Origin of the sequence: Filomicrobium sp. (assembly GCF_025698805.1) — a bacterium.
Classification (GTDB): Bacteria; Pseudomonadota; Alphaproteobacteria; order Rhizobiales; family Hyphomicrobiaceae; genus Filomicrobium; species Filomicrobium insigne.
The window spans coordinates 406,983-421,053 of the sequence record NZ_JAILWT010000001.1 but is presented as its reverse complement, the minus strand read 5'-3'; the positions used below and the strand labels follow the sequence as shown (position 1 = coordinate 421,053).

The window sequence follows — 14,071 nt, the reverse complement described above, 5'->3', positions numbered from 1 at the left end:
GGCGGGCGAGTTTCTTCGCCTGCGTCAGAAAGCTCTTGGTCTTGCCGAGCTTGGGGGCATCAGCACGGATGCGTCCGGGCTTCGGCCGGAAGCGGTTTTCATCGTCGGCGCTCATGGAAGCGCCTCCGGCCAAAATCGCAGAAAATCGGGCAATCGGCGGCCATGGTGCCGGTCGAAACCCAGCAAAGCCAAGGCTTTGCGCAAAATCACGGCTCGCGCCGTCCAAAAACAGGGTGCCGCTCGCGGCTCGCCTAACCAGTGTGCAGACAATAACAAATTCAAAAATCCAGCCAGCGTAGTGCCGGTTTCCTTTATCTTGCCCTCCCTTCCTGCCTTCTCTTCTGCCCTTCCTGCCGGGATTCCAGACAGGAAGAATCCTGCCTGGCTGAACACCGGAATGGATCGCGCCGAGCGCGGGAACACGTCTCTCATGGCGCACTCCCGTCGTCGGCACGGGCCACGAAAATGCTGCCGCCCTGCGGCTCCGCACTGGCGGCATCGCGCACCGGAACGGTCGCGCGGATGTCGCCGGATTGCGCTTCGGATGACGGCGCAGCGGCAATCCGCATGTCGGTCGAGCGTGTGACGAACAGCGGAGCGGCGCGCCAGTCGGGCGGCGGTGGCGGTGCTGGCGCGGGTGGTTCACTCCCGGCCGAGCCACCCAGAACCGGGGCGAGCGCGGTGACATAGGCGCGCGTCTCGGCCGGCAGCGCGCGGCCTGTCGTGCGATGTTCGTCGTAGCGGCCAGGACCGGCATTGTAGGCCGCGAGCATCGCCGCGACATTGCCGTAGCGGTCCCACATTTCGCGCATATAAGCCACGCCCGCCATGATGTTGTCGCGTGGATCGTAGGGATCGCGGCCGAGGCCATGACGGACGCGCAGGCCCGCCCAGGTATCGGGCATGACCTGCATCAATCCCATGGCTCCGGCCGACGAGATCGCGCGCATGTCGCCCGCGCTCTCGGCGCGCAGCACGGCGCGAATCCAGTGCTCGGGAATACCGAAGCGCTGCGAGGCTTCGGTGATGAAGCCGGCATAGGGATCAACGGGATTGGCGCGCGTGACGGGTGCGGCCTGCGCCGATACGGCGACCGGACAGGCTGCGACCGCGAGCACGCCAGCCAGCAGGAGACCGGCATATCGCGCGATCTCCCTGCCTCCATTCGACCTCCAGCCTGCCAGCGTGCTCGCTGTGGTCAAGGGCAAGGCGCGAGCGCCGGCCAGAGGCCGCCCTTGACCTTCGCTGCGCGCGCCGGCCGTCCGGTGGCCGAGCGGGACGACGGGATGAGACGGCCTTTCCGCGAACAACGGGATGAGGGTTTTGAACGCGGGGATGACGCGATAGCGCATGGCTTTCAGTCCCGCCCGCCGCGCGGCTTCGGGCGGCTCCAGTGCAGCGACCAGGCGGTCTTGTCGTTGCTGTTCTGGAAGAGGTTGGCGCGGATCGGCTGCGGCAAGGCGGGATCGTCGATCACCAGCGAAATGTAGTCGCCGGCCTTTTCGCCGACCTCCTTCCAGCCCGCGCCGACCTCCGGGCCGTCTTCGGCCCCGTGAAGGACGCGATAGGCGGGCGCGTTTTCCGCGTCCGATGGTTCGGCGGGAACGATGGTCAGCTCGCGGTAAAGGGTGAGCGTATGAACACGGCCCACGAAGTTTTCGTTTTCGGCGGTGAATTGACCGATCTGGGGCATGACAGTCTCCTTGGCGGTGAGGTTGAAAAGGCCATCGGCGGGCACCGCTTCCGCCGATGGGAAAGCGGTCAGCGTGTCGGCGTACGCCATTCGTAGCGGCCGTCGCCTTCCTCATCGGTCCAGAGCGGCAGCGCCCGGCCGATGACGGAACTTGCGGGGATGGGTCCGAAGTAACGGCCGTCGAGGCTGTCTCGGACTTGCCAATTCATGAGGAAGATTTCGCCGACGCCGATGACACGGCAGCCCTGCCAGACAGGCAGTTCGCGGCCGATCCGGTCGCGCTCCAGCGCTTCGCCCATCTCCACGCCATCGACGGTGACGGCGTGGCCAGTGCGGCAAACCCGCTGTCCGGGCAGGCCGACGACGCGCTTCAGCAGCGGCACGTCGCGCCCGACATAACCGCGCTCCACCATGAAGTCGGCGAGCGGTTCGGGCGGCATGATTGCGACCAGCTCGGGCACCGCGATCCGCTCGGCGGGTTCGACGGTGTAGAATCCGATGGGCGCGCTCGCGGTGGCGTTCCAGATCAGTTTCGTGGGCGTCGGGATGAACGCCGCGATGGCCATGCCGACGCCCACGAAATACGTCACCATGACGTAGCCGAACCGCGTCATGGCTCGATCCTCCGGCGATGGAGCCAGGCGGCATGTCGTTCCGGCGTGTAGTCGCGCGGTTCCAGACCGGCGATCAGGCGGTTGTGGACGTGCCGCCAGTAATCCGGCGCGGCGTCGGCCGGATCGAGGCCGAGCGCTTCCACGGCGTCGATGGCGGCAAGCGCCCGCTCCACCTTCGCCCAGCTATCGAGGCGCAACAGGATGTCGCCGCCGGGGCGGACGAAAGGCAGCGTCTGGAACGGCTCGCCGCGGCCGATGGCCCGCACGATGTCGATGCGTGAAATCACCGTGCCATGCTCGCCCGCCGCCCAGCGGACGAAGGCGAAGACGCTTTCCGGCGCGAAGCCGACGACGCTGCGACGGCGGTCGATGATCTGTTCGTAGCTCTTGCGGCCGAACCGGATCCAGCGCTCGACCTTGCGCTTGTCGAAGGTCAGTTCGACCAATGTGGTGGAGGGCGCGGGACCGTCCGGCAGCGGACGGCCGTGCATGCGGCGTGCCGCGTTGCCGGTCATATCGGATCTCCTTCGGTGGATGGAAATTCGCGTGCGAGCAAGTCGCGCAGCATGTCGGCGACCGTGATGCCGCGCCGGAAGGCCGCGACCTTGATGCGGCCGCGTAGCTCGGGCGTGATGTCGATCGTCAGGCGGGCGGTGAACGCCTCGCCAGCAACCTTGCTGGTGGACGGCGTGCCAGCAGCCTTGATCCAGCTATCGGGATTGCCCGGACGGGAGGCGAAGCCGCGTTTGCGGGTGCGTCCGGTCATGGCGCGGACCTCCCGACGCGCGGCCGGTCGATCTCGGCGGCAAGCGCTGCGATCTCGCGCGTGGCCCGGCTGTCGGCGTCGATCTCGGATGCCAGCCGGCCGGACTGCGCGGCATTGGCGAAGACGACGCGCTGGCCGATGGTGGCGGTGAGCAATGGCGGATCGTGGTCGGCCAGCGTCTCGGCCGTCTCGCGGGCGATAACGGTGCGCGCGCCGCAACGGTTAAGCACGAAGCGGGCGGCCAGTTCTGGCCGGTAGATGCGCGCTTCCCTGAGAAGGGCCAGCATCTCGGCCGACGCCCAGCCGTCGAATGGGGATGGCTGCACCGGGATCAGCACCAGATCGGCAGCAAGCAGCGCCGAGCGCATCAGAGCGGCAACGCGCGGTGGCCCGTCGATGACGACGTGATCGGCGTCGCGGGCCAGCTCCGGGGCTTCCCGGTGCAAGGTGTCGCGGGCCAGGCCGATGGTGCTGAACAGCCTCGGCAGCCCCTCATGGCTGCGTGTCTGCGACCAGTCGAGTGCAGAGCCTTGCGGATCGGCGTCGATCAGGATGACGCGCCGTCCTTCAGCCGCCCAGGCTCCGGCGAGATGCAAGGCCAGCGTGGTCTTGCCGACGCCGCCCTTCTGGTTGAGAAGCGCGACGATCATGGCGCACCTCGCCGGCCAAAAGCAGCACTGGCACCGGCACCACGGATCGCGTGCGCAAGCGTCAAAGAAGAAGAGTTAGATTCTTTGTTAGATTCTTCTATAGAGTCCGGCGCGCGATTTGCGCCTAATGTCCCGATACTGCGTGCGCCTAATGTCCCGATAGGATTCACACGGGTTTCCACAGGCACTGTGGATGGATTTTCAGGAAGAAAGCGCAGCAGTTCGCGCCCGTCCTCCCATTCGCTCTGGAGGCGGTATCCGGGCAGCGACTGGCGGTTTGCGATCCTGCGCAGGTCGAACGCGAAGTCGGACGGTCGCGCCGCGCTGCCGGATTTCTGGTGAAGGTGGGAGACCTCGAACGCCCAGCCCTCGGGCTGGCGACCGGCGTGCTTGCGGGCGACGCGATACAGCCAGCGCTCGATCCCGCCTGTCAGCCGGAAATAGGCCGGGTCGATGGTCAGGACCAGCGAGCGGTCGATGACGCTGTTGTAGAACCATTCGGGCAGGACGAACTCCATGCCCTCGACGCGGCCGGTGTGCGTCGTCATTTCCTCCCACTCGTTGATCCACGAAAACTGACGCCGCCGCCAATGCTTGCCGTTGCGGATGGTCGTGGCGATGACGGTGGATTGCAGGCGCGAGAGCGCGGCCTTGAGCAGCAGATAATCGCGGTTTCCGGTGGCCCGCCCGATCGAGCGCAGGAGTTGGTAAGGCATGAAGCGGAAGAAGCGCGACGTGGGGATGCCGTTGTTCTCGGCCGCGACGATTTGCGAGGCGGCCCAGATCAGCACATCGGCATCCCAGATCGTCGCCATGCCATGTTCGGGCATGGCCAGCACCTGCACCTCGACATCGGCGGCCCGGTAGAGGATCGGCGTGGTGCGGGGCCGCTTCGCCAGTGAGAAGAACGGCCGTTCCATCAGGTCGCGCTGGTCGCGCGGCGTGGCGTCGCCGGTCGCCACGATGAACGGGTCCAGGCGGGTGCGCTCGCTGTCTTCGCTCCGCTGCGCGGGTCTGGGATCGTCGTCGCGCAGCATTTACAGCTCGTCCCGCTCTCGGGGCGTCAGCGGGCGCGCGGCGAAGACCGTGCCGGCGTTCTTGTCGCTGGTGGATTTGCGGGTGCCGATGGCGCTCCACGCTTCCAGATCGCGGACGGCGTAGAGGACGCGGCCGCCGACCTTGCGATAGGTCGGGCCGGTGCCATAGGTGCGATGCTTCTCAAGGGTGCGGATGGACAAGCCGAGGAAGCGCGCGGCTTCCTTTGTGCGCAGCAGGCGCGGCGGCAGGTCCGCATTAGGGCGGATGGCCATGGAATCTCTCTCCGGTTCGTCAGACAGGCGGCTGTCGCAGCGACAGCGGGCTGTGTCGGACGATGGCGAGGGATCGGCGGCCTGTAGCGTGCCGCAGTTGCGCCTATGCGCTGGCGGCACCCCCTGACGGGTGATAGTCAGCCGGAAAAGGTGAGAGATTTCAGCGGCTCAATGCCCATCGCGCCAAATTGCCGAAGACATTCGCGCGCGGGTCGGCTAATAATGCGGGTGGAGCAGACGCGCTGCTCTGGGGCGTAGTAACCCCTGTTGACGGTTGGTGCCGGCCGTGACGGCACCACACTCCTTGACCCTATGGTCGGGGAGCCTGTGGCGTATGCAACAGGCTTTCCAGCTAAAGGCCATGGGGCCGTTCAACACGGTTACTAACTCCCCGATCACCAGGAGTCAGAGAGTTTTGTTTGCGGGGGCGCACCGCAAGCCATCGCTCTCCCAGGATGAAGGGGAATGACGATGCGGGTTCCGGTCGAACTTGATCCCGATGTGGATGACGTAGCGCCGACAGGCGACGAGATCACCAGCTATGACGAACGGCATTTCGTGACCTATCTCCGTCTCCTCGACGCCAAGGCCGAGGATGCAGATTGGAAGGAAGTCGCTCAAATCGTGCTGCACCGCGATCCGGTCGCCGAGGAGCTTCGGACCTATCGGTGCTGGCAGAGCCATCTCGAACGGGCGCAATGGCTATCCCGCGAGGGTTATAAGCGGCTTCTGGAGCACGCTGCGGCCAACAAGGCGTGATGCCGTAACATTGGCGACAAGCGATGACATCCACCGGACTCAGGGTTTGCCGGGTTTGACCGGATAGTGCAGCAGCATGCGATAGCCGCCGCGCATCATCTTGATGCCATGCGCCACGAGCCTGCGAGCCTTGTTCTTGCTCGGATCACCCTCGAAATCCTCCTTGTTGCCGTGGAAGTCGAGCAGGATTTCCGCAATGGCGCGATAGCTCTCGCCGCATAGTCGCGCATCCAGCGCGCGTAGGGACAGGACGTGCCATTGCCGGAGTTGGTCGGGAAGGATGCCGATAGGCGGTCCCGGCGGTCGCTGGGTGAGAGATCGCCAGAGACGCCGTGCGGCATGGATGCGAAGCTCCAACAAGGAATCCATCGGCAGGGTCACGGCGTAGAAGGCGGCGGTGTCCGGCATCGCTTCGGGTAGCCAGAACTGGTGCGCTATGTCACCTGCCTGCCAGACACCATGCCAGCCATCGGCCGCGCGGCGCAGATCGAGACCGTCAAGACGGGCGAACGTGATCGGCAGGTCTGCCGCAATGTCCTCGTGGCCGACCAGCGATAGCATGACCGCCTGCGGCTGAATGCGCGGAGACCAGAACAAAGTCAGATTGTCAGGCGATGTGTCGGGGTCGCTTGGGAAATCGCAACCCCCATCGCAGCGCGAACCGTTCCAGTTGCGGCCCGCCGGCTTGTCCGGTCAGGGCAATGGTCTGGAAATCGTTGCGATAATCGTCATTGCGACGAAGATATTCCCAGGCGAAGCCGGCGGCGGACAGATGCTTGGTGTGCCCGTAAGCCGCCGGAGCACGCCAGTCGATGCTAAGCATGGCGTTACCTCCGAATACCGGGCTGCACAGGACAGGCCCGGTTCGGAAGCCTGCGAGATTTCAGGAACTGGCTGTAGCTGCCTCAACGATATAAGTTGTGCCTCTAAGTCGATCGATGGTTTGGTTATTTTTGTCTTAAAAGTGCTTATTTGGATTCGCGAGCCGGGCACAGCCCGGCGAGCGGCGGCCGTGTCCCGGCATGGCCGCGCCGCCGATCCGCTGAGGCGGATCGGCGCAAAAATTGAGGAACCTGAAAGCCTGAAAAGCGGAAACCCGTAGAGCCGGTTTTCCGGCTCTACGGATTAGCGGTCATCGGGCCTTGAGGCGCTGCATACCTTCGGCCAGCGTCCAGAGGGCGCGATTGAGAGTCACATTCTGGTCGATGCCGTTGATGGGGCGGGTCTGGCTGCGGCGGATGCGGCCTTCGGCGTTACGCTTGCGGCCATGGAGTCCACCCCGGATGATATTTTCCTGAATGGTGTTGTAGGTCATCCAGAGGTTTTGCCCGACATCCTCGCGGCGGCGCGGTTCGATGATCTGTTCCGGGCGGATCGGGCTTTCGTCCTCGCCATAGCGGGCGACAAGGCTGGCCTCGGCCAGAACGCGGCGCTCATCTTCGCCAAGCTGGATTTCCTTCATGGTTTCGCTGGCGTCGATCAGCCGGGGGAAGTCCTCCGCGACCGTATAGACGCCTTCGATAATGTCATGCTGGATATTGCCCTTGTGAGGAACGCGCACGTCCTCGAACCGCTCTCCCGCCACAAGGCTGTTGGTGCAGACGAAACGGAGCATTCCGGCGAACATCTGGTAGCTGCTGGTTCCGTCATGGCTGTTGACGATGATGACTTCCGCCGCCTCCGGCTTGCCGATGCCGCCATCCCGGCGCAGGCGCAGCATATGCTTGGCGTGGCCGTGGCGGCTGCCGTCACGCGGAACCGACTGCACGGCGAAGAACGGGAACCATCCTTCCCGCCGCAACCCCTCCACGATGTCGATGGTGGGGACATAGACGTAACGCTCCGACCGGCTGTCATGGGCCTCGCGGGCGAAGATGGACGGGACATGACGATAGAGCGCTTCGTTGTCGAGCGCTTCGCGCCCGCTGATCTGATGGCTGTTGCGGCCGAACCGGGTGGCAAGGTGATGATAGGTCATGATCTTGATCCTTATGGGCTTGGGTTGGAGCGCAGCGCTGCGCTGCAACCCTGGCCGTCGCCGAGACCGGGGGGTGCAAGGCGCAAGGGCGGACGGGCGGAGGGGGATCACCCGGCCTGCACAAGCGGATCGAAGTCGTGACGAAGGTGCGCAGCACATATCCGCGCGGAAGGCTGGGGATACCGCCCGGCCGCCCTTGTGCCGCGCCAGGGGGCAGCGCTCCCAAGCAACCAGCTCGGCCAAAGCGAAGCGGAGGCCGGGGAGAAGATTTGATCGGGATACGCGAAACTTGAAAACCGGAAAGCCGTGTATCCTGATCTCCTTGTTTCGTGAAAGGCGGCGGACATGAGCAAAAAGAAGCCCCGCTCGGTTGAGCGGGGCAGTTCCGGGAGCCGGTCTTAGTCGCCGTTGCGGCGGGACCAGATGAGGTTGTGGGACTTTCCGTCCTCGGCTTCGACCAGGCTGGCGTAGATCGGCGCGGGGAAGCTCGGATCGTCCAGCTTGACGGAGAGGTATTCACGCTGCGTCTCGCGGGCGGTCTTCTTCCAGGCCGCGCCGAACTCGGTGGCGCCGGCGAAGATGCGGAAGTCGGGGCCGCGCTCGCTGTCGCCCTCGCTTGGGACGAACTTGGCCTTGACGTTGAGGGTCAGGGTCTTGACCGCACCAGTGAAGCCCGCGCCGTTCTCGTTCTGGGTGAAGGTGCCGATGGTCGCCATTGTCGTATTCCTTTTCCTGTCGGGCCGCACCATTGCGACCTCGATGGCGGTCGTTGGACCGGGGACGATCGGCCCCGCACCCCTTGGGGCTGGAACATCGTGGAAGGCGTCCGGCGACTTCTTTTTTGCCTCGCGATGCAAAGCCGAAGGCGGCGGAAAAAAGCTGGCGGCGGACGTTGCGGGAAGACGAGCGAGGCGAAGCCGGTCTTCGGTCAGACCGTGCCAATCGAGGACGCGGATGGAGCGCCCGTTTCAGGAAATCGTGGGAATACGGCAAATGGCGGCCGTTCTGCGCCGCGCTGGGAACGGGGACGCTGCGCCGGTCGCCTTGGCTGCGGCCTATTCATCCTGACCTTCAAGGCCATTTCGTGTGCTGCGAGTGGGCGTTTGAGGCAGGCACGGTTCGCTTGGCGTGCCGGATGACTACGCCGCTTTCCTTCTGCCGCCGGTGCTCGCCCGGTTTGCGGAAGACCATCCGCGTGTGAATGTCGAACTTGTCTGCGAACCCTCGCGGTTGCTGGTGCCGGCGATAGATGAAGGGCGTATCGATCCGGCGATTGTGACACGGCTCCCGGCGCAATCCTTCGAGGTGTTGCGGCGGGAACCGTTCGTATGGGTCGCGGCGGTGAGTCATGTGGCGTGGTCGCTGGACCCGTTGCCGGTGGCCCTGTTCGAACCGGGATGCGCGGCGCGAATGAACGTGATCGATGCGCTTAGCGTAGGGTTTTTAAGGGGCGTTTATCGGAGGCGGCTGCCAATTACACCTCACCAGGCACGTCCTTCTTATTCCGCTTCTTCTTGCGGCCTTCCGCTGCCACAACCTGGTCCGCGATGAAAATCACACGCCCCGGAACGTCCATAAGCTGGAGCGCCTTCATGCCGCGCATAAGGCTGATGCGGGAGAACAAGGGCAGGTTCAGCGACCGCCCGGCGGGGTCTTTCCGGGTCACGATGCCGAAGACGATGCGGCATTTCCGGTCACGAACGAGCGTGACCATCGCATCCGCATCGCCATCGGCAAGCACTTCCCGGATAAGCGCCTCCAGCTTGTCAACGGCCTGCGGTTCCAGCCGCATCAATTCGATGGCGTTTACGCCCTGATTGAACAGATGGCTCAACTGAGCCGAGAGCGTCGAGACTTTGACATGATAGAAGGCAGCGACGCCGTCGCGGACCGCCAGCAGGTCGCAAGGCTCCACCGCGCTTTGCCCATCCGGGCTGATATTCTTTGTATCAAGGCAGGCGATAGCCGCGTCCCCCGCCCCAACGGCCGCATTGTATTCGCCCTCGCTCGGATGATCGTAGGGCGGGAGATCGCTGTCCGCGCATAGCGGATCGAGATAGGCGCTAAGCCGCGCGATATAGGTATCGTCGATGCGGTACCAATTGCCTTCGCAAAGATGGAAGGTTTCGCCTTGCGCGTCCTCCAGCGTCGTGTCGAAGACCAGGCTCTTGAAGATGCTGTAGCGATCGCGGCTGTTTCCGTCCTCGTCGGTCAGGACCAGCGCGTGACGGCGCAAATCCTCGACGCCCAGAGCATTCAGGTCGATCCCATGTTCATCCAGATATTCGTAGTACCGCCCGATATAGACATCGTCATAGACGCGGCTGCGCCCGGCTCCGGCGAAGGCGGCGTAGAGGTTGTCGCTGTAGTTGATGATTTCCGGAACCGTGAGGTTGAGGTCGGGATTGCGCGCGCGAAAGGCCGCTAGGAGTTGGCCGTTCAGCGCCTCGATCTGCGCCGGATCACGGACCGGCATGATGTTCTGGATGTCCGGGAAAGCGGCCTTGTATTCCTCGCTCTGATATAGATCGAGCAGCTTCTCGCACAGCGCCGCCAGCCGGTCGGCCTCGACATCCGTGCTGATACGCAAATTACTGCCGCCTGTGGCGTGCCGGAACAGTTCCTTATGCTCATCGCGGACCTTGCCGGTCAGGCTGCGCAAGATCGTGCTGTCACGGTCGAAATCGAACAGCGTCAGTTCAGACTCGATCGGAAGCTGCGTCCGCTGGCGCTTGGCCGCACCGGGATCGAGCGTGTCGGTGCTTTTAAGCTTGTGCGGGTCAAGGCTGTTCAATGTTACCCGCAGCCCAAAATCATATTCGTAGCTGGAGTCGATCAAGTTATGGGCGACATGGCCGAAGGAGAGCGCGAAACACCGCCCGCCGACCGGCAGGAACACAAGGGCACCCTTGTTGACCTGCGTCAGGTTTTTCTCGACGTTGAAATATGACTTCCACCATGGCGGGCGCGGGTCGCTGTCCAGCACGAACAGCGTTGCGCCTTCCGGCAGGCCCTGCGCGCCGATATCGTCATCGAGCGCATGGTCCTCCCGCAGCGCGTTGGCAGCATCATAGCCTTCCTTGAGAAGGTATATCGAGAAAGCCCTGCTCTTTGCCATGCCGCCCCCGGCGCGCGATCAACATCTCGCTTCTTAAACCTGCAATAGCAGAAAGAAGACGGGGACGCATGTCAATGACGAGCGGCACAAGCCTAAGTATTGCAGGCTTATTCCCTGGATATGGTGCCATCGTCTCCAAGATGTGTCCCGCCGGCCGCCTGATAGAGCGCCAAAGAGATTCCGCTGCCGAGTCGGCCAGTGCCTTCCATTCGGGGTTCGCCTGCACTTGCGCGTGTTCGCAAAGCTCGCTGGCAACCGCGCGACTCAGGAAGGATGCCATGTGCGAGACCTCATGCCGCCCGCTATCATCCATTTCCGGCATGTGCTGAACCTCGTCAGAATCCTGCTGCCATCATATTGCGAAGCCCGAGCGGCAAAACCCCGGCCCGAGAGTGGGAGGGCAGTGCCCACTTGGCCCCTGACCGGGCACTGCCGCAGGTTACATGCTATCCTGCGCGGGCGTGGATGCGGCCTGTTACTGAGACAATATTGGCGGGCTTTCGGCGCTATCAACTATACGGGGAAAGGGCCGGGTACCGGGGGCAACAGAATGAACAAGAAAGCAAACAAGACCGTTCTCGAAACCATACTCGACTGGTCGGCTGACCGCCCGCTTTGGCAACGCGATGCCCTGCGCCGGATCGTGACCGGCGGAACGCCCGATGACGATGGGGTGAAGGACATCCTCGCCCTGTGCAAGAAGGAGCACGGTGCCGAAGGTATTGCGTTGGAACCGGCGGCTCTCGAAGCCGCGCATTTGCCTGCCGCCCCCGCCGGCGGCGAGTCGATAGCACTGGCAAGCGTCGGGGATATCGCCGGTGTAAACCAGCTTGCCTCCGGCCAGTCCCTACTGTTTGAAGCGGCGGGGCTCACCATCGTGTACGGGCCGAACGGGTCCGGCAAGTCGGGTTACGGGCGAGTGCTCAAGCGTGCCTGCCGCGCGCGCAAGGCGGGCGAGATCATGCCGGATGCGTACAACCCGCCGCCCGCCGGCAACGCGACCGGCACTTTTTCGATTCTCAAGGACGGTGTAGCCGCACCGCCCGTCAGTTGGACCGACGACGGCAAGCCGGACGCGGTGCTGTCTGCCGTCAGCGTCTTTGACCGGGACTGCGGCTCGGTGCATGTGCAGGAAAAGAACGAAGTGGCGTTCAGGCCCTTCGGCTTGGATATTCCCGACGACCTCGCTGGCGTTTGCCAGGCACTCAAGCAGAAACTGGGTGCTGAAGAAACTCAGCTCAATGCGGTCCGCGACCCGGTCTTCGAGAAGCCGACGTGGAACCCGGCCACGCCGGTCGGCGCGATCATGTCAGCACTGAGCCATGACACCGATCTTGCCGCGCTTGAGAAACTTGGTGAGATGAGCGCCGACGAGCGCGCGCGGCTGGCACGCCTTGACGAAGACCTGCTGAAAAACCCGGCGGACGCTGCCGCCGAACAGAGGCTTTTTGCCGGCAATGTACGGCAGCTGATCGCTACCCTGGACAGGCTTGCCCCCGCCTATGGGGATGAAAAGCTGGCCGGGATGAAAACGCTGGCGGACGCGGCGCGGGACAAGCGGGCGGCGGCCGATCTTGCCGCGCGCGAGACCTTTGACGGCCTTTCCATTCCCGGTGTCGGCGGGGAAACATGGCGGGCGCTATGGGAGGCCGCCCGCCGCTATTCGGAACAAACGGCTTATCCCGGCGCGCCTTTCCCGCCCACAGGGGACGAAGCCTGCGTCCTGTGTCACCAGGCGCTGCATGCGGATGCCAAGGACCGGCTGGGGAGCTTCGAGGCATTCGTCCGCGCGGATGCCGAATCACAAGCGGCGCGCGCCGAGCAGGACTATTCTGAGGCTCTTGCCGCATTCACGGCGCGGCAACCGGACGTGCGCGTGATCGCGCAGGCGCGCCAGCGCATCGCCCTCCAGAACCCCGGCCTTGCCCGCAAGGTTTTGCGCTTTGTCGCCAGCGCGGATTTGCGCCGCCTGAAATGCCTTTGCGCCCTTTCGACCGCTGACCCGCTAATCCTGCCGCCGTTTTCGCCGTCACCGAAGGCGGAGCTGGAGGCGTTAGCGGCCACTCTGGAAGCCTATGCTGCGGAACTTGACGAAGCGGCCGACGCTGAGGGCCGCGACCGGCTGATCCTCGAACGTGACTCGTTGACGGACCGGGCGGCGGTTGCCGACTTTCTCGAAATCGCAAAGAAAGAAATCAAGCGACTTGATGACCTGCGCATTGTCCGCGCCTGCATCACTGACACGGCAACCAACGCCATCACCAAGCTCGGCAACGATATCGCCGACAATGTCATCACCCCGAAAATGCGCGACCAGTTCCAGTCGGAAATTGTCCGTCTCGCAGCGGAGAAAGTGCGCGTGGAAGTCGTGCGTTCGGGCGGGCAGTACGGCTCGCCCAACTACCAGGTCCGCCTCTTTGCCAACCCGAAAGCCAAGATCCATATGGTCCTGAGCGAGGGTGAGCAAACCTGCGTCGCTCTCGCCGCGTTCCTCACCGAACTGGCGACGGCCCAGCATAAATCTGCGCTGGTGTTCGATGACCCGGTGACATCCCTCGATCATCGCTGGCGCGAAAAGGTGGCGGACCGGCTTGTCGAAGAATCCGCAACCCGCCAGATTATCGTCTTCACCCATGACATGGTGTTCGTGAACGACCTTCACGACAAGGCCGTCCGCGAGGCTGTTCCTATGAAGCTCGTCAGCCTGTCGCGAGGGCCAGCCGGGACGGGCATGGTCACGGACGGCTTGCCCTGGCAGCACGCCGGTATCCGCGACCGGGTTGATAAGCTGGAAAAGGCGGCGCGAGAGGCGCGGAATCTGTATGACGCGGACGATGAAGAAGGATACCGGGACGCAGCCGTGAAAATCTATGACCGGCTGCGGGCGACGTGGGAGCGCGGGCTGGAGGATGTCGCCTTTGCCGGGGTCATCCACCGCCACCGGGACTATATCGACACGAAGAACCTGAAACGGGTGACTGTCGTTGAAGACGCGGATGTCGAGACATTCCGCAAGAATTTCAAGAAGTGCAGCGACCTCGTGGACGCGCACGACCCGTCGCGCGCACGGGACGGCGCGGTGCCGCCGCCCGACGACATCCTTGCCGACATCAAGACTCTTGCGGATTGGGCGGATTCGATCCGGTCCCGGCAGAACGCCTTGCCGTGACCAGCTCGTTCGCC

General features: G+C 64.0%; 18 protein-coding genes. 4 read left to right on the top strand and 14 right to left on the bottom strand.

All coding sequences use genetic code 11. From position 1 onward, the window contains the following. Positions 1-111 precede the first annotated feature (111 nt). The 9 genes from K5845_RS01940 to K5845_RS01900 all read right to left on the bottom strand — a co-directional run bounded on the left by K5845_RS01940 (position 112) and on the right by K5845_RS01900 (position 5,033). Positions 112-432 carry a hypothetical protein gene (locus tag K5845_RS01940; RefSeq protein ID WP_287958211.1) on the bottom strand — a complete coding sequence of 107 codons (321 nt, stop codon included), beginning with the start codon at positions 430-432 and terminating at the stop codon, positions 112-114. After that, entirely contained in the window at positions 429-1,352 is a 924-nt protein-coding gene (locus K5845_RS01935; RefSeq protein ID WP_287958209.1) for a lytic transglycosylase domain-containing protein, read from the bottom strand. The genes K5845_RS01940 and K5845_RS01935 overlap by 4 nt, the downstream gene beginning before the upstream one ends. 5 nt (positions 1,353-1,357) lie before the next feature. Beyond that, positions 1,358-1,693, bottom strand: coding sequence for a DUF736 domain-containing protein (locus tag K5845_RS01930; RefSeq protein ID WP_254462241.1), 336 nt, complete (start codon positions 1,691-1,693; stop codon positions 1,358-1,360). Positions 1,694-1,761: 68 nt separating this feature from the next. Beyond that, on the bottom strand, positions 1,762-2,307 hold the full coding sequence (locus K5845_RS01925) for a S26 family signal peptidase (RefSeq protein ID WP_287958208.1): 546 nt from the start codon (positions 2,305-2,307) through the stop codon (positions 1,762-1,764). Next, a complete protein-coding gene (locus K5845_RS01920) occupies positions 2,304-2,822 on the bottom strand; it encodes a DUF2840 domain-containing protein (RefSeq protein WP_287958206.1) in 519 nt (172 codons plus the stop codon). Before K5845_RS01920 ends, K5845_RS01925 begins: the two co-directional genes overlap by 4 nt. Next, the gene (locus K5845_RS01915) at positions 2,819-3,073 is read right to left on the bottom strand and encodes a ribbon-helix-helix protein (protein ID WP_287958205.1); all 255 of its coding nucleotides are present in this window, start codon (positions 3,071-3,073) and stop codon (positions 2,819-2,821) included. Before K5845_RS01915 ends, K5845_RS01920 begins: the two co-directional genes overlap by 4 nt. Next, positions 3,070-3,723, bottom strand: a complete 654-nt coding sequence (gene parA, locus K5845_RS01910; protein WP_287958203.1) for a ParA family partition ATPase — start codon at positions 3,721-3,723, stop codon at positions 3,070-3,072. The genes K5845_RS01915 and parA overlap by 4 nt, the downstream gene beginning before the upstream one ends. Further along, on the bottom strand, positions 3,720-4,760 hold the full coding sequence (locus tag K5845_RS01905; protein ID WP_287958202.1) for a replication initiator protein A: 1,041 nt from the start codon (positions 4,758-4,760) through the stop codon (positions 3,720-3,722). The genes parA and K5845_RS01905 overlap by 4 nt, the downstream gene beginning before the upstream one ends. Continuing rightward, positions 4,761-5,033, bottom strand: coding sequence for a helix-turn-helix transcriptional regulator (locus K5845_RS01900; RefSeq protein WP_287958200.1), 273 nt, complete (start codon positions 5,031-5,033; stop codon positions 4,761-4,763). Between the two features lie 471 nt (positions 5,034-5,504). Between K5845_RS01900 and K5845_RS01895 the strand changes: the two genes are divergently transcribed. Beyond that, positions 5,505-5,792: a DNA -binding domain-containing protein gene (locus K5845_RS01895; protein WP_287958415.1), complete on the top strand. Its 288-nt coding sequence runs from the start codon at positions 5,505-5,507 to the stop codon at positions 5,790-5,792. A gap of 39 nt (positions 5,793-5,831) precedes the next feature. Here the strand turns inward: K5845_RS01895 and K5845_RS01890 are convergent, their stop codons facing one another. From K5845_RS01890 to K5845_RS01875, 4 genes are all read right to left on the bottom strand, one after another. Continuing rightward, positions 5,832-6,353 carry a DUF2285 domain-containing protein gene (locus K5845_RS01890; RefSeq protein ID WP_075821208.1) on the bottom strand — a complete coding sequence of 174 codons (522 nt, stop codon included), beginning with the start codon at positions 6,351-6,353 and terminating at the stop codon, positions 5,832-5,834. Between the two features lie 46 nt (positions 6,354-6,399). Next, entirely contained in the window at positions 6,400-6,615 is a 216-nt protein-coding gene (locus tag K5845_RS01885) for a transcriptional regulator domain-containing protein (protein WP_287958198.1), read from the bottom strand. A gap of 309 nt (positions 6,616-6,924) precedes the next feature. Continuing rightward, on the bottom strand, positions 6,925-7,770 hold the full coding sequence (locus K5845_RS01880; protein ID WP_287958197.1) for a DUF932 domain-containing protein: 846 nt from the start codon (positions 7,768-7,770) through the stop codon (positions 6,925-6,927). 398 nt (positions 7,771-8,168) lie between these two features. Then, positions 8,169-8,486 (bottom strand): DUF736 domain-containing protein, encoded by a 318-nt coding sequence (locus tag K5845_RS01875; protein ID WP_287958196.1) that lies wholly within the window; start codon positions 8,484-8,486, stop codon positions 8,169-8,171. Between K5845_RS01875 and K5845_RS01870 the strand changes: the two genes are divergently transcribed. Both K5845_RS01870 and K5845_RS01865 read left to right on the top strand, forming a co-directional pair. Further along, a complete protein-coding gene (locus K5845_RS01870; RefSeq protein ID WP_287958195.1) occupies positions 8,476-8,838 on the top strand; it encodes a hypothetical protein in 363 nt (120 codons plus the stop codon). The two genes, K5845_RS01875 and K5845_RS01870, sit on opposite strands and share 11 nt — an antisense overlap. A 60-nt stretch (positions 8,839-8,898) precedes the next feature. After that, positions 8,899-9,321: a LysR substrate-binding domain-containing protein gene (locus tag K5845_RS01865; protein ID WP_287958194.1), complete on the top strand. Its 423-nt coding sequence runs from the start codon at positions 8,899-8,901 to the stop codon at positions 9,319-9,321. Here K5845_RS01865 and K5845_RS01860 read toward each other — a convergent pair. Continuing rightward, entirely contained in the window at positions 9,245-10,888 is a 1,644-nt protein-coding gene (locus K5845_RS01860; RefSeq protein ID WP_287958193.1) for a DUF6119 family protein, read from the bottom strand. The two genes, K5845_RS01865 and K5845_RS01860, sit on opposite strands and share 77 nt — an antisense overlap. 550 nt (positions 10,889-11,438) lie before the next feature. Here K5845_RS01860 and K5845_RS01855 point away from each other — a divergent pair. After that, positions 11,439-14,057: an AAA family ATPase gene (locus tag K5845_RS01855; protein WP_287958191.1), complete on the top strand. Its 2,619-nt coding sequence runs from the start codon at positions 11,439-11,441 to the stop codon at positions 14,055-14,057. The last annotated feature ends 14 nt before the right edge of the window (positions 14,058-14,071 follow it).

Bases quoted from the DNA above. Each gene is read 5' to 3' on its own strand.
- K5845_RS01915 (WP_287958205.1), bottom strand. From the start codon at position 3,073: ATGACCGGACGCACCCGCAAACGCGGCTTCGCCTCCCGTCCGGGCAAT.
- K5845_RS01925 (WP_287958208.1), bottom strand. From the start codon at position 2,307: ATGACGCGGTTCGGCTACGTCATGGTGACGTATTTCGTGGGCGTCGGC.
- K5845_RS01885 (WP_287958198.1), bottom strand. From the start codon at position 6,615: ATGCTTAGCATCGACTGGCGTGCTCCGGCGGCTTACGGGCACACCAAG.
- K5845_RS01880 (WP_287958197.1), bottom strand. From the start codon at position 7,770: ATGACCTATCATCACCTTGCCACCCGGTTCGGCCGCAACAGCCATCAG.
- K5845_RS01855 (WP_287958191.1), top strand. From the start codon at position 11,439: ATGAACAAGAAAGCAAACAAGACCGTTCTCGAAACCATACTCGACTGG.
- K5845_RS01940 (WP_287958211.1), bottom strand. From the start codon at position 432: ATGAGAGACGTGTTCCCGCGCTCGGCGCGATCCATTCCGGTGTTCAGC.
- K5845_RS01930 (WP_254462241.1), bottom strand. From the start codon at position 1,693: ATGCCCCAGATCGGTCAATTCACCGCCGAAAACGAAAACTTCGTGGGC.
- K5845_RS01860 (WP_287958193.1), bottom strand. From the start codon at position 10,888: ATGGCAAAGAGCAGGGCTTTCTCGATATACCTTCTCAAGGAAGGCTAT.
- K5845_RS01935 (WP_287958209.1), bottom strand. From the start codon at position 1,352: ATGCGCTATCGCGTCATCCCCGCGTTCAAAACCCTCATCCCGTTGTTC.
- K5845_RS01900 (WP_287958200.1), bottom strand. From the start codon at position 5,033: ATGGCCATCCGCCCTAATGCGGACCTGCCGCCGCGCCTGCTGCGCACA.
- K5845_RS01870 (WP_287958195.1), top strand. From the start codon at position 8,476: ATGGTCGCCATTGTCGTATTCCTTTTCCTGTCGGGCCGCACCATTGCG.
- K5845_RS01895 (WP_287958415.1), top strand. From the start codon at position 5,505: ATGCGGGTTCCGGTCGAACTTGATCCCGATGTGGATGACGTAGCGCCG.
- K5845_RS01875 (WP_287958196.1), bottom strand. From the start codon at position 8,486: ATGGCGACCATCGGCACCTTCACCCAGAACGAGAACGGCGCGGGCTTC.
- K5845_RS01890 (WP_075821208.1), bottom strand. From the start codon at position 6,353: ATGCTATCGCTGGTCGGCCACGAGGACATTGCGGCAGACCTGCCGATC.
- K5845_RS01905 (WP_287958202.1), bottom strand. From the start codon at position 4,760: ATGCTGCGCGACGACGATCCCAGACCCGCGCAGCGGAGCGAAGACAGC.
- parA (WP_287958203.1), bottom strand. From the start codon at position 3,723: ATGATCGTCGCGCTTCTCAACCAGAAGGGCGGCGTCGGCAAGACCACG.
- K5845_RS01920 (WP_287958206.1), bottom strand. From the start codon at position 2,822: ATGACCGGCAACGCGGCACGCCGCATGCACGGCCGTCCGCTGCCGGAC.